The organism is Primorskyibacter aestuariivivens (assembly GCF_028023675.1).
GTDB lineage: Bacteria > Pseudomonadota > Alphaproteobacteria > Rhodobacterales > Rhodobacteraceae > Marinovum > Marinovum aestuariivivens.
The window spans coordinates 230,309-249,076 of sequence record NZ_JAQIOZ010000001.1 but is presented as its reverse complement, the minus strand read 5'-3'; the positions used below and the strand labels follow the sequence as shown (position 1 = coordinate 249,076).

The window sequence follows — 18,768 nt, the reverse complement described above, 5'->3', positions numbered from 1 at the left end:
TTCGTTCAAGTGAAACCCCAATCGATTGCAGTCGCAAACGCTGAACCGGTGAACAACCCGGCCCGTTTGCGCGTCATCTGGATGCTCGGCATCTCGGTGATGTTTCTTATGGCACAGGCGCTTTCCGCCGCCGCCCGCGGCGCACCGGAAAGCTTCGCCGATCTGGCCGAACGTATCAGCCCGGCAGTTGTGAATATCACCACCTCCACCACCGTCGCGGGCCGGACCGGGCCGCAGGGCATCGTCCCCGAAGGCTCGCCTTTCGAGGATTTCTTCCGAGAATTTCAGGATCGCGGCAATCGCGGTGACCGACCGCGCCGATCCTCGGCGCTGGGTTCGGGCTTTGTGATCTCGGAAGACGGCTTTGTCGTTACAAACAACCACGTGATCGAAGGTGCCGACGAAATCCTGATCGAGTTTTTCGAGGGGGGCGAACTGCCCGCCAAGGTGATCGGCACCGACCCCAACACCGATATCGCGCTGTTGAAGGTCGAGGCCGAAGAGCCGCTGGCTTTTGTGAGCTTTGGCGACAGCGACACCGCCCGCGTGGGTGACTGGGTCATGGCCATGGGCAACCCGCTGGGGCAGGGCTTCTCTGTCAGCGCGGGCATCGTGTCGGCCCGCAACCGTGCGCTTTCGGGCAGCTATGACGACTACATCCAGACCGACGCCGCCATCAACCGGGGCAACTCGGGCGGGCCGCTGTTCAACATGGATGGCGAGGTTGTCGGCGTGAACACCGCGATCCTGTCGCCCAATGGCGGCTCTATCGGCATCGGCTTCTCGATGGCGTCCAATGTGGTGATCCGCGTGGTCGATCAGCTCAAGGAATTCGGCGAAACCCGCCGCGGCTGGCTGGGTGTGCGTATTCAGGATGTGACCGAGGATGTGGCCGAAGCTATGGGATTGGAAAGCACCAATGGCGCGCTGGTCACCGACGTGCCGCCGGGTCCGGCCGCAGATGCGGGCATGGAAGCCGGTGACGTGATCATCAAGTTCGACGGACGCGATGTGATCGACACCCGTGGTCTGGTCCGTCAGGTCGGCAATACCGAGGTTGGCAAGGCCGTGCGCGTGGTGGTCAACCGGGAGGGCAAGACCCAGACCATCATGGTCACTCTGGGCCGCCGCGAAACCGCCGAGAGTGCCTCGGTCCCGGCGTCGCAGCCCATGGACGAGCCGGAAGCCACCGAAAAGGACATCCTTGGCCTGTCGATCTCGGAAATGACCGATGAGCTGCGCGAACAGCTTGAGCTTGGCTCCAACGCCGAAGGTCTGGTGGTCAGCGATGTGGACGAGATGTCGGAAGCCTATGAAAAGGGCCTGCGCGCAGGCGATGTGATCACCGAAGCGGGCCAGCAAAAGGTCACCACCATTGCCGATCTGGAGGATCAGATCACAGCGGCGGAAGAGGCCGGGCGCAAATCGCTCCTGCTCCTGGTGCGCCGTGCCGGTGATCCGCGGTTTGTGGCGCTGAGCCTGGGCGAGTAAACCGCAACACCGCCGATCTGAAAGGGCGCGCTCCGGTTGGGGCGCCCCTTTTTTTCCGCGTCAGCTTTGCTGCGGCGCTTTGCAGAGGGGCGGATGCGAAGCTGCTTTGACGCTTGGCCCGTCATCGGAAAAATCTTTGCTGGGGGTGGCTGCTGTGTTAACGTCACGTAATTTGTAACGTATTTACTATTTTTTAAAGCAACTATTGTTGGAGGTGTACGATATGAAACTCGTATCGAATGTTTATGCGTATTTGTGTCTCTGTTTCTTCACTCTACCTGCCTTTGCCGACGATCTGTCCTCGGTGCCGGACAAGAAAAAGACAAAGGCGGGCCTCTATGTAACATCGTCCGAGGCTGCGGAGTTGCTGCGCGATGACAACGTTATCTTGCTTGATGTGCGCAGCCGTCCGGAAGTGACATTTGTTGGTCTCGCGACTCGGGTCGACGTGCATATTCCGCTCATGGTCATGCCGAAAAACGTCCGCTACGATCCCGGCAAAAAAGGATATCAACTCGAACCCAATCTGGCCTTCGAATTTGATTTTCTGGACTATGCCGAGGCGCATGGGATTGAAGACGAGACACCTATTGTCGTCATGTGTCGCTCTGGGTCACGCAGCGCCAAAGCTGTCAATCTGCTGTATGATCTCGGCTATACCAATGCCTACTCGCTCGTTGACGGGTTCGAAGGCGATAAGGCAAAAGCCGGAGACATGGCTGGCCAGCGTGTGGTGAACGGTTGGAAAAACGCCGGGCTGGCTTGGGGCTATGCAATCGAACCCAGCCAGGTCTATCCAGCGGATCTCAACTAGGTAGAACGGCGCAGTCTCCCCTGTCGGTTGGCATTTGGCTGGGCCGTTATTCCAAGGGCGCTCCGGTCGGGGCGCCCTTTTTCATTTCGACCGGGATCAGCGGCACGTCCCTGTCACCCATCACCCCTTGCGTGCCGTTACCCGGCAGCCATTTGAGACCCGCATGCTCAGCGTCCGGCCATCTGAGGACAAAGAGCCATTGGCCTGATTTGTGACCCAGCCGAAGTTCTCGGTCGCGGAATAGCTGCGCCCGTTCAGAACCGCGCGCACCGTGCCGGACCCGGCTGAGCCATTCACAGTTCCGGAATAGGAATTGCCTCCGGCCGAGCGGAATGTGGTCGTCCCGGTCGCTTTGCCCAGCGGGCAGGATGCCGTCCAGCGCCACGATCCAGTCAGTGAAAAGGACGGTGCTGCGGGCGCGGGGGCCGGTGCAGATGCAGATGACCGGCTGCTGGTCGCGGTATTCGCGCTGTCCGAGCGCGTGGTCGCCGCCGCCTGTTTGCAGACGGTGCCAGACAGCGCCTGGACCGCCTCCAGCGCCCGGGCCGTGCCAAGCTCATCCGCCGCAATCCCCGTGCCGGTTGCATCGAGAAAGCGGCGAAACGCGGCCCGCGTGCGAGGCCCCGAGATGCCGTCCGCGATCCCCGCGTTGCAGCCCAGCGCGTTCAACTGCGCCTGCGTCTGGCGCAGGATGTCACGGCGATCGGCTGGTTCAACCTGCGGTTCTGCCACGGGCTGCGGGGCGGGTTCGGTGGGGGGGACAGGCTCTTGCGCGTCTGTGTCGGTCAAGGCGTCACGCAGTTTCATCGCCATCTGAACCGGGAACTCGTCCTGTCGTGCCGCATAGCGTTCGATAAAGGTGGCATAGGCCGCGCGCGTGTTGAGCGATCTGGCCAGTTCGAAATCCGCGCGCATCGGGTCTGCGCCTCCCGGTTTCTGCACAGGAGCCGGGGTTGATTGTGCGACCTCCGCAGGGGCCGGGGTGAAGTAGAACTGCCCCAGAAGCTCATCGTAATAGGCCGGGAACTGCTCATGCCCCACGCTGCGCGCCAGATCCCGCACATCCCTGCGCAGCTCCGACACCAGATCGCGCAGCTCGACCCCGGGCGTGTTCAGCCGGGGCAGCAACATGCGCGTAAAGACAGAGTTATCCACCGGGTCATTGTCGGACAGCCTGTCCAGCGCCGTCTGCCCCGCGCCTGCGGAAAAGATCACAAAGGTGCCTTCGGGGGCCGTGATGCGCCCCAGACCCCGCGATCCCCCGATGGAGCGGCCATTGGAGGCCTTGAACGGGTTGTCCCGGCAGGCGTCGATGATGGCCAAAGTGGTGCGCGCGCCCGTGGCGCGCACCCGGTCCAACAAGGCGGAGAGCGCGATGGACTCCGATTTGACAAAATATTTCTCGCCGGCATCCGGCGCGACGATGTCCGTGGGGAGGAGGTAATTCTCGCCATCGATCTCAACCCCATGGCCTGCATAGAAGATCAGCGCCGTATCTCCGGGGTCAAGCTGCCCGATGAACTCGGAAACGGCCATGTTCATCTCGCGCCGATGCGCATCAAGCACCGTGGTGACCGCATATCCCTGCGCTGTCAGGCTTTGCGACACCGCTTCGGCATCGGCGCGCGCTTTTTGCAGGTCCACGACATCCGCGTAATTGTCATTGCCGATGACCAGCCCCAGCCGTTTTTCGGCACTGGCGCTCAGCGGTGTCAGGATCAGGGCGAGGCAAAGAATAAATGAACGCATGACACGAGCCTAGCAATGGCGTCCGGGCCGAGGAAGGGCGAAACGTTCCGGCCCGTGACACAGGTCTCAATTGGGGACAGGTCCGCCCTGTCACCACATTCGGAAAACAGTATTGGACAAGGCTGTCCATTTGGTGTCGGATAAATGGACAGGGCTGTCCAATGCTGGGTTCGAATCGTCCAGCGCATTGGAGCAGCGCGCGACAAACGGGAGGTCGTCCATGAAATCGCATTTTCGGGCCGTGGTGATCGGCGGTGGCGTCGTGGGCACATCGGTGCTCTATCACCTTGCCAAGTTCGGCTGGAAAGATGTCTGCCTGATCGAACGCTCGGTTCTGACCGCCGGGTCTAGCTGGCACGCTGCGGGCGGCATTCATGCGCTCAATGCGGACCCGAATATCGCTGCGCTGCAGGCCTATACCATCGACCTTCTGTCCGAGATCGAAAAGGAAAGCGGCCAGTCCATCGGATTGCACATGACCGGCGGCATCACATTGGCCGGGACGCCCGACCGCTGGGAATGGCTTCAGGCCGCTTACCGCACGTTCCAGTCCATCGGTATCGAGGATTGCCGCCTGATAACGCCCGAAGAGGCCAAGGCACTGTGCCCGATCATGTCCACCGATGGCGTTTTGGGTGGCATGTGGGCGGACCGGGAGGGCTATGTCGACACGACCGGCACCGTACATGCCTATGCGGGCGCGGCCAGGAAACACGGCGCGGAGATCATTGAGCATAACCGCGTGCTGGAACTGAACCAGACGGCGGATGGCTGGGAAGTGGTGACCGAAAAGGGCACGATCCACACCGAACATGTTGTCAACGCCGCCGGTCTCTGGGCCAAACAGGTGGGGCGCATGGCGGGGATCGAACTGCCCGTCAGCCCGCTCAACCACCATTACCTGATCTCTGACACCATCCCCGAGCTGGAACAGCTTGATTTCGAGGTCCCGATGACCGTGGATCTCGAAGGCTTCACCTATATGCGGCAGGACCAGAAGGGCATTCTTCTGGGCATCTACGAGGTCGATCACCAGCACTGGATGGTTGACGGCGCGCCATGGGAATACGGGTTCGAGCTGCAGCAGGAAGACCCGGACCGCATCGAAAAGGAACTGATCCTGGGCTTTGAGCGCTATCCCGCGCTGCAAGAGGTGGGCGTCAAGACATGGGTCAACGGCGCTTTCACCTTCTCGCCCGATGGCAACCCGCTGGTGGGTCCGGTGCGCGGCAAGCCCGGATATTGGTGCGCCTGCGCGGTGATGGCGGGGTTCCTGCAGGGCGGCGGCGTCGGCAAATCCCTGGCCGAATGGATGATCCATGGTGAGCCCGAGGCCGATGTGTTCGGCATGGATGTGGCGCGCTATGGCGATTACGCTCAGAACAAGCGCTTCATCAAGGAAACCACGGGCCAGTTCTACACCCGCCGTTTCGTGATGACCTATCCCAATGAACAGCTGCCCGCCGGGCGCCCGCTGAAAAAGGCCCCGGCCTATGACGCGATGAGTGCCGCGGGCTGCCGCTGGGGCGTCTCTTACGGTCTGGAGCAACCGCTCTATTTCGCGCCCAGCGCCGATTTCGTCGAAACGCCCACGCTCAAACGCACCAACGCGCATCAGATCGTGGGTGAGGAATGCAAGGCCACGCGCGAGGCGGTGGGCCTTCTCGATATCACCGCCTTCTCCCGCTACGAGGTGACCGGGGCAGGGGCCGAGGCCTGCCTCAACCGGGTAATGGCGTCCAAACTGCCCGGTCCGGGCCGCGCGCGGCTGGCCCCGATGCTCGCGCCCGACGGGCGGATGAAGGGCGATCTGACGGTCTTCAACTGGGGCGACGGCACATGGTGGATCATGGGCAGCTATTATCTCCGCGAATGGCATATGCGCTGGTTCCATGACCATCTGGACCCAGGCGTCACGGTGCGCGACATCTCGGATGCCACGGTGGGGTTCAGCCTCTCCGGGCCCAACTCACTCAAGGTGATGGAAAAGCTCACCGACGGTCCCATCAGTGATCTGCCCTTCATGGGTTGCGGCAGCTTTGACGTGGGTATGCTGCGCTGCAAGGTGGGCCGCCTGTCGGTGGCCGGTGAACTGGGCTACGAGATCCATTGCTCGGCCGCCGAACATATCACGCTCCGCGAAACCCTGCTGGCGGCGGGGGCCGATCTTGGCATGCGAGAAATTGGCTTCAACGCGCTTCTGAGCCTGCGGCTGGAAAAAAGCTTCGGCATCTGGTCGGCGGAATTCACCCAAGCCTACACGGCTGCGCAAACCGGCATGGACCGCTGGATCGATTGGGACAAGTGCGACTTCATCGGCCGCGATGCGGCACTGACCGAGCGCGACGGCAACGGTCCGGCGCAAAAGCTGGTCACGCTTGAGATCGACGCCACGGATGCCGATGCCAGCGGTTATGAGCCGATCTGGCAGGGGGAGCAGCGCGTGGGCTTCGTGACCTCGGGCGGCTACGGTCATACGATTGGCAAATCGCTGGCCATGGCCATGGTCGACACCGACCAGTCCGGGATCGGCACGGAGCTCATGGTCCATGTGGTGGGTCAGCAACGCGCCGCGCGCGTCATCGCCCCGTCCCCCTATGACCCGAAAGGCACCGCCATGCGCGGCTAGGCGCAGCCCCCGCCACTTCTCCCACCCCGGTCCTTCTTTGGCTCACAAATATCCTGGGGAGGGTTTGGGAGGGGCAAAGCCCCTCCCAACCGGTCGGACAGGCGTCAGCCTGTTCGAAACCAAAAAATGAGAGGCACCTTTGGCCCGTCGCGCCCGCAAATCCGCTACCACCCCGAAACGGGAGGTGAATTACCGCCAGTTGCGCAACCCGTTCCCGGTGATGGGCGTCTTTTCCGACGACCAGATCGCCAACATGCATGAGACCGCCCTGCGCCTGTTGCAGGAAAAAGGCATCAAGGTGCTCCTGCCCGAGGCCTGCCGCCTTTACGCAGAGGGCGGCGCGCGGGTTGCGGGGGACATGGTCTTTATCGGACGCGATATGGTCGAGGCGGCTCTGGCCAGCGCGCCCCGGTCCATAAACTGTCGGGCGGGCGCGCGGGAGCGCGACATCACGCTGGAACTGGGCAGCCTCGCTTTTCAGGCCGGGGCTGGCGCACCCAATGCCACGGATCTGGAACGCGGCCGCCGCCCCGGATCAGCGCGCGATTACGAGGAATACCTCAAACTCACCCATCATTTCGACGTCTTCCACATGATCTCGCCACAGGTTGAGCCGCAGGACGTGCCCATTCATCTGCGCCATTATTTCACCACCCGCGCGCAGATGACCCTGTCGGACAAGTTCCCCTTTATCTTCTCGCGCGGCACGCCGCAGGCGATGGATTGCTTCGAGATGATCCGTGATTTCCGGGGCCTGTCGGACGATGACTTCGCCGCCTATCCCCATTGCTACACGATCATCAACACCAATTCCCCGCGTTGCCTCGATATTCCCATGGCGCAGGGCTTGATCGACTTTGCGCGGGCCGGGCAGATGTCCATCGTCACGCCGTTCACGCTGATGGGGGCCATGGCGCCGATCACCGTGGCGGGGGCAATCACGCTGTCACATGCCGAGGCGCTGGCGGCCATCACGCTGACCCAGCTGGTCCGTCCCGCTGCGCCCGTGTGTTACGGCACCTTTACCTCCAACGTGGACATGAAATCCGGTGCGCCTGCCTTTGGCACGCCCGCGCATTTTCAGGCCTCGCTGGCGGCGGGTCAACTGGCGCGCCATACCGGGCTGCCCTGGCGTTCTGCCGCCGGGTCGGCCTCGAATATCAACGATGTGCAGGCGGCCAATGAAAACCAGATGGGGCTTTGGGGCTGTCTCATGGCCGGGGCTACGGTGATCATCCATGCGGCGGGCTGGCTCGAAGGGGGGCTCAGCGTCTCTTACGAAAAGCTGGTCTGTGATGCCGAGGTGCTCAACATGGTGGCCGAGTTGTGCGCAGGGGCCAGCGCGGGGGTGGATGAGATCGGCTATGACAGCGCGCTCACACAGGTCAATCCCGGCGGGCATTTCTTTGACGCGCCGCAGACCATGGCGCGCTACAGCACGGAATTCTACGAACCGGTCATGCATGACTACGCCAATTTCGGAACCTGGACCGAGCGCGGGGCCGAGGACGCCTCTACCCGCGCCACGGCGGTCTGGAAACGCATCCTGAACGAATTCACCCCGCCGGAGACCGACGACGACCGGCGCGCGGCGCTGGAGGCGTTCATTGCAAAGCGCACGTCCGAGGGCGGCGCACCGCCGGAAAGCTGAAGGGCGCAATGGCAAAGAGAGACACACCGCTCCTGCACCGCGATGATCCAGACAAGGCACCACTGGTGGGCCATATCAAGGTCACCCGCGAAGATTGGCTCAACGTCGCGCGCGACGCGCTGGTTACCGGTGGCGTGGGCGAGGTCAAGGTGCTGTCGCTTGCCGCACGGCTTGATGTGTCGCGATCGAGCTTCTACGGCTATTTCAAAAGCCGCAAACACCTGCTCGCCGCGCTGCTTGAAGATTGGGAGCGGCGCAACACCCGCACTCTGGTGACCCATTGCGAGATGCCCGCCGGCAATATTACCGAGGGCCTGTGCAATTTCTTTCGCTGTTTCGTCGATCCCCGGCTGTTTGACCGGGGGCTGGATTTCGCCGTGCGGGAATGGTCGCGCCGCGACGCCAAGGTGCGCGCCGGCATCGATGCCGCCGATTCCGCGCGCCTGGACGCGGTGACACGGATGTTCATCCACCACCGCTATGACCCGGTCGAGGCCGATGCCCGCGCGCGTATCCTCTATTTCATGCAGCTGGGCTACCACGCATTGGAAGTGCGCGAGCCGATGGACCTGCGCATGTCACGGCTGGAGCCGTATATTCTGGGGTTTTCCGGGCGTCCCGCAGACCCCATTGCCATTGCTGCGTTTCGCGATTTCGCGCTGGCGCAGGAATGATCAGAGGCGTGGCACAGCCACCAGCCCCAATTCGCGCGCGGTGCGGATGGTCAACAGTCCGGTTTCTACGCCGTGCCCCCGCTGATAGGTGCGCAGCGCCGCTTCGGTCTCGGGTGTGATCAAGCCTGTAATCGGCCCGTCATAAAGGCCGCGCGCCTGAAGCGCGCGTTGCAGCGAGGCGATGAAACCGGGGGTGATGCGCCCGGCGCAGAGCGTCTCGAACACATGCTCGCGGCGCGGTTCCACGATTTCCTGCCGGGTTTCGGTGGCATAGATCGCTGGGGACCGGACAGATCCGTCCGGGTTCAGGATCGCCGGTTGTTCGATGATTTGCGCAGTGACCGTTTCGATCACGGCGGGCGTGGTGTCGCGCGCCCAGCAGGTGCCCTTTTCGGCGTCGGAAGGCGGGGGCACGCGGGCGGCTTCGAGGGCCGGAAAATGCGCGCGTGCCGCAACGTCCTGCGGCGGCGCATGGGTGCAAGCAGCCAGCAGCCCAAAGGCCGTGACCCAAAGCATCGCTTGCGCGTGCCATGACACTGGGGTTTGTCCCATCTGCCTGCCTCGTGACCCGGCTTTGGCCGGTGTTGATCCTGCTTGGCACCAGTTTAGCGTGTTTTCTCAGGCCGGGGAAGGGGGCGCGCAGTGTGATCGGGCGGTGGGGGTGGTGTGTGGCCGGGATGTGTCGCTTTGGATTGGTTGGCCGGACGGCAGCGTTGCGGGGCGAAGCGGACCTTGCCTGAGCCGCGCTTCGACGGGCCGCGGTGCGGCGATCAGACGTCTGTGGGCAGCGCTTTATGCCTGAAAACCCGAAAAAGATCAGATTGTTGTGCCAGCAGCAGACAAATCGCCGTGCCGGGGGGGGCGGTCGCCATTGGAGCGCCATTGGTCCGAGCGACAATGGCGACGCGATGCGCGGCGGCCTTCGGCCTTGATTCCGCGCGGGCGACGTCCAAGCAGGCCTCAATCCGGACAATCCGCACGCGCGCTCCCATCCGGATTTCGTGGCGTGTACACACTCACCCGGTCTCCGCCAACAGACTGTCCAGCATGGGCGAGATATCCTCGATCCCCTCGGCAATCACATGCACCACGCCTGATTGCCGCTGGATCCGGCCCGTCACGCGCAGCATACGGCCCGCAATCACCGCGCGGCGGTAGCGTTCGTATAGCTTGCGCCAGACCACGATATTGACCACCCCGGTTTCGTCCTCAAGCGTGAGAAAGATCACCCCCTTGGCCGTGCCGGGACGCTGGCGCAGGATGACCAGCCCGGCCACGGTGATGCGCGCGCCTTCGGGCGGCTCGTGCAGCCGCGACGCGACAAGGCAGGAGGGCGGGCGGGGCCATGTGTCATAGGGGCGGGAGGTGAGGACGCGCACGAGAACATATATAGAACATGCGACGGGTTTTGTCGATCCTGCAGCCGTGATTTTTCCGCGCTCAGAAGAGAGTCCGGATGAAGCCCGCGATGCGCTTTCGCCATCCGGCACAGATCAGTCGAAGGCACCTGCCAGCTCCTGTGCAAATTCTTGCGCCAGGGCAATGGCGCCATCCAGAGGCGCGCCCGCAGGTTCGGTCACGGAACTGCGCAGAGGTTCGGGCAGATAGGGCGCGAAATGCGGGCCAATGCCCCCGGTCAGGCAGATCGCCAGCCCGGGTGTCCAGCCAACATGGCGCAGTCCCCGGGCGATGTCCTCTGCGCCGGTTTGCAGGATCGACATGGCGATGGGATCACCGTCGCCTGCGTGTTGCGTCACGAGGGGGGCAATCGCGCCAAATTCCGAGGGGCGGGCGCTGCCTGCGAAATCCACGATGCCGGGTGCGCCGCCGAATTGCGTGAGCAGTTGCGCGCACAGGGGCGAGGGCGCATGCCGGCCATCCACCGTTTCAAGCGCCAGTGCCAGCGCCTTGCGGCCCACCCAGACCGCCGAGGCCTCGTCCCCAAGGACCGGCCCCCATCCACCGGCCAGATGGTGAGTGCCACCAATACGCGCGGCAAAGAATGACCCGGTTCCACAATGGGCGATGGCCCCGTCGCGCGGCCCCAACGCGCCGCGCAGGGCCGGGATGCGGTCGTCGGTGACGCGCAGATTGTGAAATGGCAACGCGTCGCGCAGACGGTCTGCAATCGCTCCGTCAACCACACCGGCCAGCCCGGCAAAGGCCGGGACGGCCAGCAGATCTTCAACAGGACATTCCAGGCGCGCGGCCAGTTTCCCGAGACCTTCGGTGATCTGGGTCACGGCACCGTCGAAATCCGAACTGACATTTGCAGAGCCGGTCTCGATCATGATCGTCTCGTGGCCGTCATGCGCCGCCACGCGGCAGCGCGTACCGCCGCCGTCAATGGCAATGACCTGGGAATGGGATGCGCCTGTCATGACAGTATCAATGCCGGAGTTCAGGCGCAGGTGCGACCCTGAACCGATGCGTGCAGCTTGATTTTTGCCTGAACCGGTCTCTTTATGTCCGGGCATTCAGGCGGCTGAGGTTGCCATCGCGCGCGGAGCCATGGGAGACACGTGAACACCCCCTACGGCCGGATTTGTCGCAAGCTTGTGAGTGCGGGGTCGCAAAAGGCCATGGTCTGCCCTAAATGGCTTTGCTAACAGAGGTCTGACAAAAGGTTCAGAGGGGAACTGTAATGGCGAAGATTACCTATATCGAGCATAACGGCACCAAGCATGAGGTCGAAGTGGCCAACGGGCTGACCGTGATGGAAGGCGCGCGGGACAACAATATTCCGGGCATCGAAGCCGATTGTGGCGGGGCCTGTGCCTGTTCGACATGCCATGTCTATGTCGATGCGGCCTGGGTCGAGAAGCTGCCCGCCAAGGACGACATGGAAGAGGACATGCTCGATTTCGCCTATGAGCCCGATCCCGAGCGTTCGCGCCTGACCTGTCAGCTCAAGGTGAGTGATGCGCTGGACGGGCTTGTCGTGCAGATGCCTGAGAAACAGATTTAATGTCCAGCCAAGCAATGCCAGGAAAAGTGGGAACCGGTTTTCCGTCCGGCATTGCGGGTCAGGAGGCAATGCTAGGAAAAGTGGGCACCGGGTTTCCGTCCGGCATTGCGTCATCAGGTCAAGCGCCGCGTCGGCGGTTGAGCCTGTTGCGCGGTCTGGCTCGCGGCGCGTTGCTGATGTCGGGCCTGTGGCTGGCCGGGGCTGCCGCGGCTCAGGAGATCACTGCGGCGCGTTATGAGGGGCCAACGACGCGCTATCCGCACGGCGTGCTGGGCGATGAGATCGAACATACCGGGCTTGCCGTGACCTTGTCCGATGGCCGGGTACTGCGTGCCAGCTGGGAGCGTGACGTGGTGTTCGAGGACACCGAGCCGCGTCTTGCCGATCTCGATGGCGATGGCGCGCCGGAGGTGATCGTGGTGGAAAGCCACGAGACACAGGGCGCGCGGCTGGCCATCTGGGGGATGGTGTCGGGCAATCTGGCCCAGATCACCGCCACGCCGTTTATTGGCACGCGGTTTCGTTGGCTGGCCCCTGTGGGCGCGGCGGATCTCGATGGCGACGGGGTGATGGAACTGGCCTATGTGGATCGTCCGCATCTCGCCAAGACCTTGCGCGTCTGGCGGTATGAGACACAAGGCCGAACGGTGAGGCTGCGTGAGGTGGCGAGCCTCAAAGGCGTGACCAATCACCGGATTGGCGAGGTGGATATTGCCGGTGGTATACGCGACTGTGGGCAGGGCCCCGAGATGATCGTGGCAGATGCGGGCTGGCGTGAGGTTCTGGCGCTGCGTTTTGACGGGGCGAAGATTTCGCAACAGTCTCTGGGGGCGCATCGCGGGCGGGACAGCTTTGCCCGGGCGATGCGGTGCGAGACGTTACAGTAATCTCATTTCGGGGGCTCTGCCCCCGTCCTCGCAAGCGAGGACTCCCCCGAGGTGTTTTCGAACAGAAGAAGAACAGGGGGGAGCGGTAAGAGGCCGCTCGCACTTCAAAACGAAAAGGGCGGCCTTGCGGGCCGCCCTTGGTCCTTTGGGAAGAGCGGGATCAGTCCCAGCAGCTGACCAGCACCGTCATGCCGCGTGCCTTGCGGGTCATGTCTTCGGGCGCAAGCGTGGCCGCAAAGCCATTGGCGGTGCGCGGGCGGATACCGGCCCGGCTCAGCATGTCCTGAAGCGCTCCGGAATCCGACGAAAAGCTGACCTCTTCGGGCAATTGCCGACCGCCCGCATCGCGCGGGAGCAGCATGCCAATCACCGCGCCGGACGTGTCCATCACCGGGCCACCGGCATCGCCGGGCAGGGCGGTCAGCGCAAAGCGGTCAAGCCGCTCTTCGCCGTTGAGACCACGCAGGTCGACGATCTTGCCGAAGGTCATGGAGGGGGCACCGAGCACGCCTTCATAGGAAAAGCCTGCAACAGCCACTTCGGATTGCAGCTGAGGCGCAGTGGAGGCCAGTTCGGCAACCTCCATCGGGGCCAGCCGCGAGGACGGTTCCAGAAGCGCAAGCCCAGCCGCGTCATCGGTTTGCAGGATCCGCGCCTCCATATCGCCGTCCAGCGTCACGCGGGAGCAGCCCTCGACCGCCTCGAGCGTGGTCAGGACGGTGCCAGTGGGGGTCACGTAGAAGCCGGTGCGCGACAGGCGCGGCTTGCGGATCACCAGGCCGGACAGAAGATCGACCGATTGCGTGTCGCTTGCGCCTAAGGCGGCGGGCATAACCCCGTCGATCCGGGTAAAACTGTCCTGCATCTCCGCCAGAACCCGGCTGCGGCGCTCTTCGTCACCAGAGGGCCAGATCAGCATGAAGCCCTTGATTTCGCCCCCGCGCAGGCTGACCTCTGTATGCGAGATGATCTCGTCATTTTCACCGACGATGGTGAAGTCGTCGCGCCCGCGTTCACGAGGCCCGTCCAGCGGCACAACTTCCAAAGTCTGGAGAATGTCGTAGAGGCCGTAAAGCCTCGAGCGATCGCCCTCCTGCGAGATGAAGAGCACGCGGGCCGGGATGTCGCCGGACGGGGCAAAGCGGGCGAAGGGCGCTTCATAGGCATCGAAGGACACCACGCCCATGGGCACTTTCATCTCGATGCCCGATGTGGCGTCGCGCACCAGCTTGAGGTCCATCCCTTCCAGGACCGAGTTGTATTGTCCAAGCAGCGCGGCGCGCTGGCGCGTGGTCAGAACGCCGGTGGCCTCATAGCCGTTGGCCTCTTGCCAACCTGCCATGGCGCGCCGTGTCCCGGGGCCATAGGCGCCGTCGATCGCGGCGGTGTAGAACTCGGCCCATTGCAGGGCGATCTGCAGGTCTTTCTTTTCCTGCGGCGTGAGATCGCGTTCGCTCTGCCGCGCTTCGCGGACCGTTTCCTCGGGTTCCGGTTCGGGTTCTGTGACAACCACTGCCTGTGGGGCTTGCTCTTCGGTGGTCTCTGCCTCGGCTGTTTGCACGTCTTCGGCGGCGTCCCCGGCAGGCGGGTCGCTTTCAAAGGTGGTGCCCAGAAGGTTGGCACCCACCGGCCAGAATTGCTGGCGATAGGCGTCTGAGCGCGCCACGAAACTGTCGCGCGGGACGCTGCCATTGGCGCGCAATTCGCGCAGGATGGCCGTGGCCTGTTGTTCGGAATAGGGGCCAAGCGCCACGGCATACCATCCCGAGCGGATCGAGAAGCCGTTCACATTGGGCAAAAACTCGGCATAGTCGCGCACCCGTTCTTCGGCCTGAAGCAGGCTGGGCTGGGCTTCGACCTGGATCCAGGCGGCATCTTCCTGGGCAATGGCGGCGCGCAGAGAAAATACCAGCGCGAGGAGGGCTGAAAAAATAAGTCGTGTCATGTGGGAATTGGAACCTTTTACCCTGCGATTTGTGATGTTTTGACACAGTTTACCCAAAGCGCGAGGCGGTGCACGTCCAAAATCGCGCCAAACGGCAAATGTCACGGGATCGTCAGGGCGGGCGCAGGGATACAGAGGGGTTTTCTTGACGTGGAAGGGGGGATGCAATTGACCCTCACCGCCCAAGCCCCTAATCAGGCGCGAGACCCGTTCCAGACCGAATGCAAGGGCAGATGATGACCGGCGACACATTCCGCAAACCGCGTTCTTTTCAGGAAATCATCCTGCGGCTCCAGAATTACTGGGCCGACAAGGGCTGTGCCATCATGCAGCCCTATGACATGGAAGTGGGGGCGGGGACGTTCCACCCGGCCACAACGCTGCGCTCGCTGGGCTCAAAGCCCTGGGCCGCGGCCTATGTGCAGCCGTCGCGCCGCCCGACCGATGGGCGCTATGGCGAGAACCCGAACCGGTTGCAGCATTATTACCAGTACCAGGTGCTGATCAAACCCAGCCCGCCGGATCTGCAGGCGCTGTATCTCGGCTCGCTCGAAGCCATCGGCATCGACATGGACCTGCACGATATCCGCTTTGTCGAGGATGACTGGGAAAGCCCGACGCTGGGTGCCTGGGGGCTGGGCTGGGAGGTCTGGTGCGACGGTATGGAGGTGAGCCAGTTCACCTATTTCCAACAGGTTGGCGGGCATGATTGCCATCCGGTCTCAGGTGAGCTGACTTATGGGTTGGAGCGGCTGGCGATGTATGTGCTGGGCATCGATCACGTGATGGACATGCCCTTCAACGATCCCGACGCGCCGATTGCGCTGAGATATGGCGACGTGTTCCGCCAGACCGAGCAGGAATATTCGCGCTGGAATTTCGACGTGGCCGACACCGACGTGCTGTTGCGCCATTTCGAGGAGGCAGAGGCCGAATGCGCCCGTATTCTGGAACAGACGGCGCAGGACCCCAAGATGGACCAGCGGATCATCATGGCGCATCCGGCCTATGATCAATGCATCAAGGCCAGCCACATCTTCAACCTGCTCGACGCGCGCGGCGTGATCTCGGTCACCGAGCGGCAGGCTTATATCGGGCGGGTGCGCGCGCTGGCCAAGCTTTGTGCCGATGCCTTTGTGCAGACCGAGGCGGGAGGCTGGACGCCGGAGGCCGTGGCGTGAGCGGACGTATCCTCGCAGGAGTGCTTATCATGGTGGCGTTGCTGGCAGGCGCGGTGATGTATTACCTGCAGATCTATGCCTTCTATGATGAGGTTGCCGGCAGCGGGACAGATGACGTGCAGCTTGTCTCGCTGGCCTCGGGCGAGCCGGAGCCGATCCTTTACGCGGCGTTTCAGGCGATTGACGCAGAGTCCTCGCCGATCCGCTACCGCGCCTGTTTCACCACGACGATGAGCCATGCCATGCTCACCGAAACCTATGAAATGTATGACAGCACCCCGCGCGTCGCGCCGGGCTGGTTCGACTGTTTCGATGCCGAGGCCATCGGGGCCGAGATCGACGCAGGCACCGCGCTGGTCTTTCTGAGCCAAAAGAACATCGCCTATGGGGTTGATCGCGTGGTTGCGATCACCGCCGACGGGCGGGGCTATGTCTGGCACGATCTGAATGAGTGTGGCGACAAGGCCTATGACGGAACCGTGGTGGGCGAGGAATGCCCAGCCAGAGAGGATTTCAACTGATGCCGGATCTTCTGATCGAACTGTTTTCCGAGGAAATCCCGGCGCGCATGCAGGCGCGGGCGGCGGATGATCTCAAGAAACGCATGACCGACGGTCTGGTCGAGGCGGGGCTGACCTATGCGTCGGCTGCGGGTTTTTCTACGCCCCGGCGGCTGGCGCTGACGGTGGAGGGGCTCTTGGGTGAAAGCCCGACCGTGAAAGAAGAGCGTAAAGGCCCCAAGGTAGGTGCGCCGGACAAGGCGATCGAGGGCTTTTTGCGCGGTGCGGGCGTGGCGCGCGAGAATCTTGAGGAACGTGAGACGCATAAGGGCGCGGTGTATTTCGCCACCATCACCAAGCCGGGCCGCCCGGCGGCTGAGATCATCGCCGAGGTGCTGGAGGATGTGATCCGCAATTTCCCCTGGCCCAAATCCATGCGCTGGGGCGCGGGGTCCTTGCGCTGGGTACGTCCCTTGCATTCGGTGCTCTGTATCCTGAGCGATGAGGGCGGGGCAGAGGTTGTGCCGTTCGAGATCGACGGGATCACGGCGGGCGATCAGACGCGGGGCCATCGCTTCATGGGGCCGGACACGTTTTCCGTCACCTCTTTCGAGGATTACACCGCAAAGCTGAAACGCGCGCATGTGGTGCTGGATGCGTCCGAGCGGGCCGATCATATCTGGCAGGACGCCACCAATATGGCGTTCGCGCAGGGGCTTGAGGTGGTTGAAGATCGCGGCCTTCTGGCCGAAGTGGCCGGGCTGGTGGAGTGGCCCGTGGTGCTGATGGGTGAGATTGGCGAGGATTTCCTGCGCCTGCCGCCGGAAGTGCTGCAAACCTCGATGAAAGAGCATCAGAAGTTTTTCTCGGTCAGGAACCCCAAGACCGGGCGGATCGAGAAATTCGTGACCGTGGCCAACCGCGAGACGGCGGATCAGGGCGCGACTATTCTGGCCGGAAACCAGAAGGTTCTGGCGGCGCGGCTGTCGGACGCAAAATTCTTTTGGGAGAATGACGTGCGCGCCGTTCATGAGGCGGGGCTCGAAGGTATGGCCGCACCGCTGGCCAATGTCACCTTCCATAACAAGCTGGGGTCTCAGGCCGACCGCATCGCGCGGATCGAGTCGCTGGCCCGTGCGTTGGCACCTGTGACAGGGGCTGACGCGGACGAAGCCGCGCTGGCGGCCCGCGTGGTCAAGGCCGATCTGTCCTCGGAAATGGTCTATGAATTTCCTGAATTGCAGGGGATCATGGCGCGCTATTATGCGCTTGAGGCCGGTTTGTCGCCTGCCGTCGCCGATGCCTGCCGCGATCACTATTCGCCGCTTGGCCCGTCCGATGACGTGCCCAGTGACCCGGTCGCGGTCACGGTTGCTCTGGCCGACAAGCTGGACACGCTGGCCGGGTTTTGGGCGATTGATGAAAAGCCGACCGGGTCGAAAGACCCCTATGCGCTGCGCCGGGCCGCGTTGGGCGTGACGCGGCTGATCCTGACGAACAATCTGGCCATGAACCTGGACCGGTTCATTGACGCGCAACTGGTGTTGCACAAGATCGAACTGAATGCGCCGGATGCCAAGGATGCCGAGATAAAGGCGCTGCGCGACATTCTGGATGAAATCGCTGATCACGGCGTCTTTGGCGCGGCTTTCCGCACCGTGATAGACAAGCTGGATGGTGAGGACGAACCCGATACCGGCGATGGCTCGCTCCTGCGCAGCGTTGGTGATGCGGTGCCCGATATCAGCACCGATCTGCTGGCCTTTTTCCACGACCGTCTCAAGGTCTTCCTGCGCGATCAGGGCATCCGCCATGACGTGATCGACGCCTGCATCGCGATGCCGGGCAATGACGATCTCGCGCTGCTGGTCAAACGGGCCGAGGCGCTGGAGGCGTTTTTGCGGACCGAGGATGGCGAGAACCTGTTGCAGGGTTTCAAACGCGCCAACAACATTCTGACCCAGGCCGAGGAAAAGGACGGGGTGGAATACAGCTTTGGCGCGGATCTGAAATTTGCCGAGGATGATGCGGAAAAGGCGCTGTTTGCGGCGCTGGCCGAGGCAGAGCCGCGGATCGAGGCGGCCATGGAAACCCAGGATTTTGCCGGTGCCATGAGCGCTTTGGCGGGTCTGCGGTCGTCTGTTGACGGGTTCTTCGAGGCGGTGCAGGTCAATGCCGAGAACGAGGTTCTGCGGCGCAACCGGTTGAACCTGCTCAGCCAGATCCGCAAGGCCTGTCTTGCGGTGGCGGATCTTCGGCGCGTCGAGGGGTAAGCCCCG

15 protein-coding genes are annotated in these 18,768 nt (G+C 62.9%); 10 read left to right on the top strand and 5 right to left on the bottom strand.

Translation table 11 applies throughout. From position 1 onward, the window contains the following. The first annotated feature begins 9 nt into the window (after positions 1-9). Complete coding sequence (locus PGB28_RS01285; RefSeq protein WP_408636193.1) at positions 10-1,491, top strand: DegQ family serine endoprotease; 1,482 nt, start codon at positions 10-12, stop codon at positions 1,489-1,491. 223 nt (positions 1,492-1,714) lie between these two features. After that, a complete protein-coding gene (locus tag PGB28_RS01280; protein WP_271419657.1) occupies positions 1,715-2,305 on the top strand; it encodes a rhodanese-like domain-containing protein in 591 nt (196 codons plus the stop codon). 120 nt (positions 2,306-2,425) lie between these two features. Here PGB28_RS01280 and PGB28_RS01275 read toward each other — a convergent pair whose 3' ends face one another. Further along, positions 2,426-4,054: a caspase family protein gene (locus tag PGB28_RS01275; protein ID WP_271419656.1), complete on the bottom strand. Its 1,629-nt coding sequence runs from the start codon at positions 4,052-4,054 to the stop codon at positions 2,426-2,428. Between the two features lie 220 nt (positions 4,055-4,274). Here PGB28_RS01275 and PGB28_RS01270 point away from each other — a divergent pair, with 220 nt between their 5' ends. The 3 genes from PGB28_RS01270 (at position 4,275) to PGB28_RS01260 (ending at position 9,008) form a co-directional block, all read left to right on the top strand. Further along, positions 4,275-6,683, top strand: coding sequence for a GcvT family protein (locus tag PGB28_RS01270; RefSeq protein ID WP_271419655.1), 2,409 nt, complete (start codon positions 4,275-4,277; stop codon positions 6,681-6,683). A 139-nt stretch (positions 6,684-6,822) separates the two neighbouring features. Next, positions 6,823-8,334 carry a trimethylamine methyltransferase family protein gene (locus PGB28_RS01265; protein ID WP_271419654.1) on the top strand — a complete coding sequence of 504 codons (1,512 nt, stop codon included), beginning with the start codon at positions 6,823-6,825 and terminating at the stop codon, positions 8,332-8,334. 8 nt (positions 8,335-8,342) lie between these two features. Beyond that, on the top strand, positions 8,343-9,008 hold the full coding sequence (locus PGB28_RS01260; RefSeq protein WP_271419653.1) for a TetR/AcrR family transcriptional regulator: 666 nt from the start codon (positions 8,343-8,345) through the stop codon (positions 9,006-9,008). On the opposite strand, the gene PGB28_RS01255 is transcribed toward PGB28_RS01260, so the two are convergent. The 3 genes from PGB28_RS01255 to PGB28_RS01245 form a co-directional block, all read right to left on the bottom strand. Beyond that, complete coding sequence (locus PGB28_RS01255) at positions 9,009-9,560, bottom strand: peptidoglycan-binding domain-containing protein (RefSeq protein ID WP_271419652.1); 552 nt, start codon at positions 9,558-9,560, stop codon at positions 9,009-9,011. A gap of 464 nt (positions 9,561-10,024) precedes the next feature. Next, complete coding sequence (locus PGB28_RS01250) at positions 10,025-10,387, bottom strand: OB-fold nucleic acid binding domain-containing protein (protein ID WP_271419651.1); 363 nt, start codon at positions 10,385-10,387, stop codon at positions 10,025-10,027. 114 nt (positions 10,388-10,501) lie between these two features. Next, the gene (locus PGB28_RS01245) at positions 10,502-11,389 is read right to left on the bottom strand and encodes a BadF/BadG/BcrA/BcrD ATPase family protein (protein WP_271419650.1); all 888 of its coding nucleotides are present in this window, start codon (positions 11,387-11,389) and stop codon (positions 10,502-10,504) included. A 263-nt stretch (positions 11,390-11,652) separates the two neighbouring features. Between PGB28_RS01245 and PGB28_RS01240 the strand changes: the two genes are divergently transcribed. Together PGB28_RS01240 and PGB28_RS01235 are read left to right on the top strand one after the other, a co-directional pair. Then, the gene (locus PGB28_RS01240) at positions 11,653-11,976 is read left to right on the top strand and encodes a 2Fe-2S iron-sulfur cluster-binding protein (RefSeq protein WP_271419649.1); all 324 of its coding nucleotides are present in this window, start codon (positions 11,653-11,655) and stop codon (positions 11,974-11,976) included. A 68-nt stretch (positions 11,977-12,044) separates the two neighbouring features. Next, entirely contained in the window at positions 12,045-12,863 is an 819-nt protein-coding gene (locus tag PGB28_RS01235) for an FG-GAP repeat domain-containing protein (protein WP_408636192.1), read from the top strand. A gap of 160 nt (positions 12,864-13,023) precedes the next feature. On the opposite strand, the gene PGB28_RS01230 is transcribed toward PGB28_RS01235, so the two are convergent. Then, positions 13,024-14,808, bottom strand: a complete 1,785-nt coding sequence (locus PGB28_RS01230; protein WP_271419648.1) for a serine protease — start codon at positions 14,806-14,808, stop codon at positions 13,024-13,026. 236 nt (positions 14,809-15,044) lie between these two features. Between PGB28_RS01230 and PGB28_RS01225 the strand changes: the two genes are divergently transcribed. From PGB28_RS01225 to glyS, 3 genes are read left to right on the top strand one after another with little or no spacing between them, the layout of a single operon-like run. Next, positions 15,045-15,989: a glycine--tRNA ligase subunit alpha gene (locus tag PGB28_RS01225; RefSeq protein WP_271419647.1), complete on the top strand. Its 945-nt coding sequence runs from the start codon at positions 15,045-15,047 to the stop codon at positions 15,987-15,989. Further along, on the top strand, positions 15,986-16,510 hold the full coding sequence (locus PGB28_RS01220) for a DUF6446 family protein (RefSeq protein ID WP_271419646.1): 525 nt from the start codon (positions 15,986-15,988) through the stop codon (positions 16,508-16,510). The genes PGB28_RS01225 and PGB28_RS01220 overlap by 4 nt, the downstream gene beginning before the upstream one ends. After that, a complete protein-coding gene (glyS, locus tag PGB28_RS01215; protein ID WP_271419645.1) occupies positions 16,510-18,762 on the top strand; it encodes a glycine--tRNA ligase subunit beta in 2,253 nt (750 codons plus the stop codon). The genes PGB28_RS01220 and glyS overlap by 1 nt, the downstream gene beginning before the upstream one ends. The last annotated feature ends 6 nt before the right edge of the window (positions 18,763-18,768 follow it).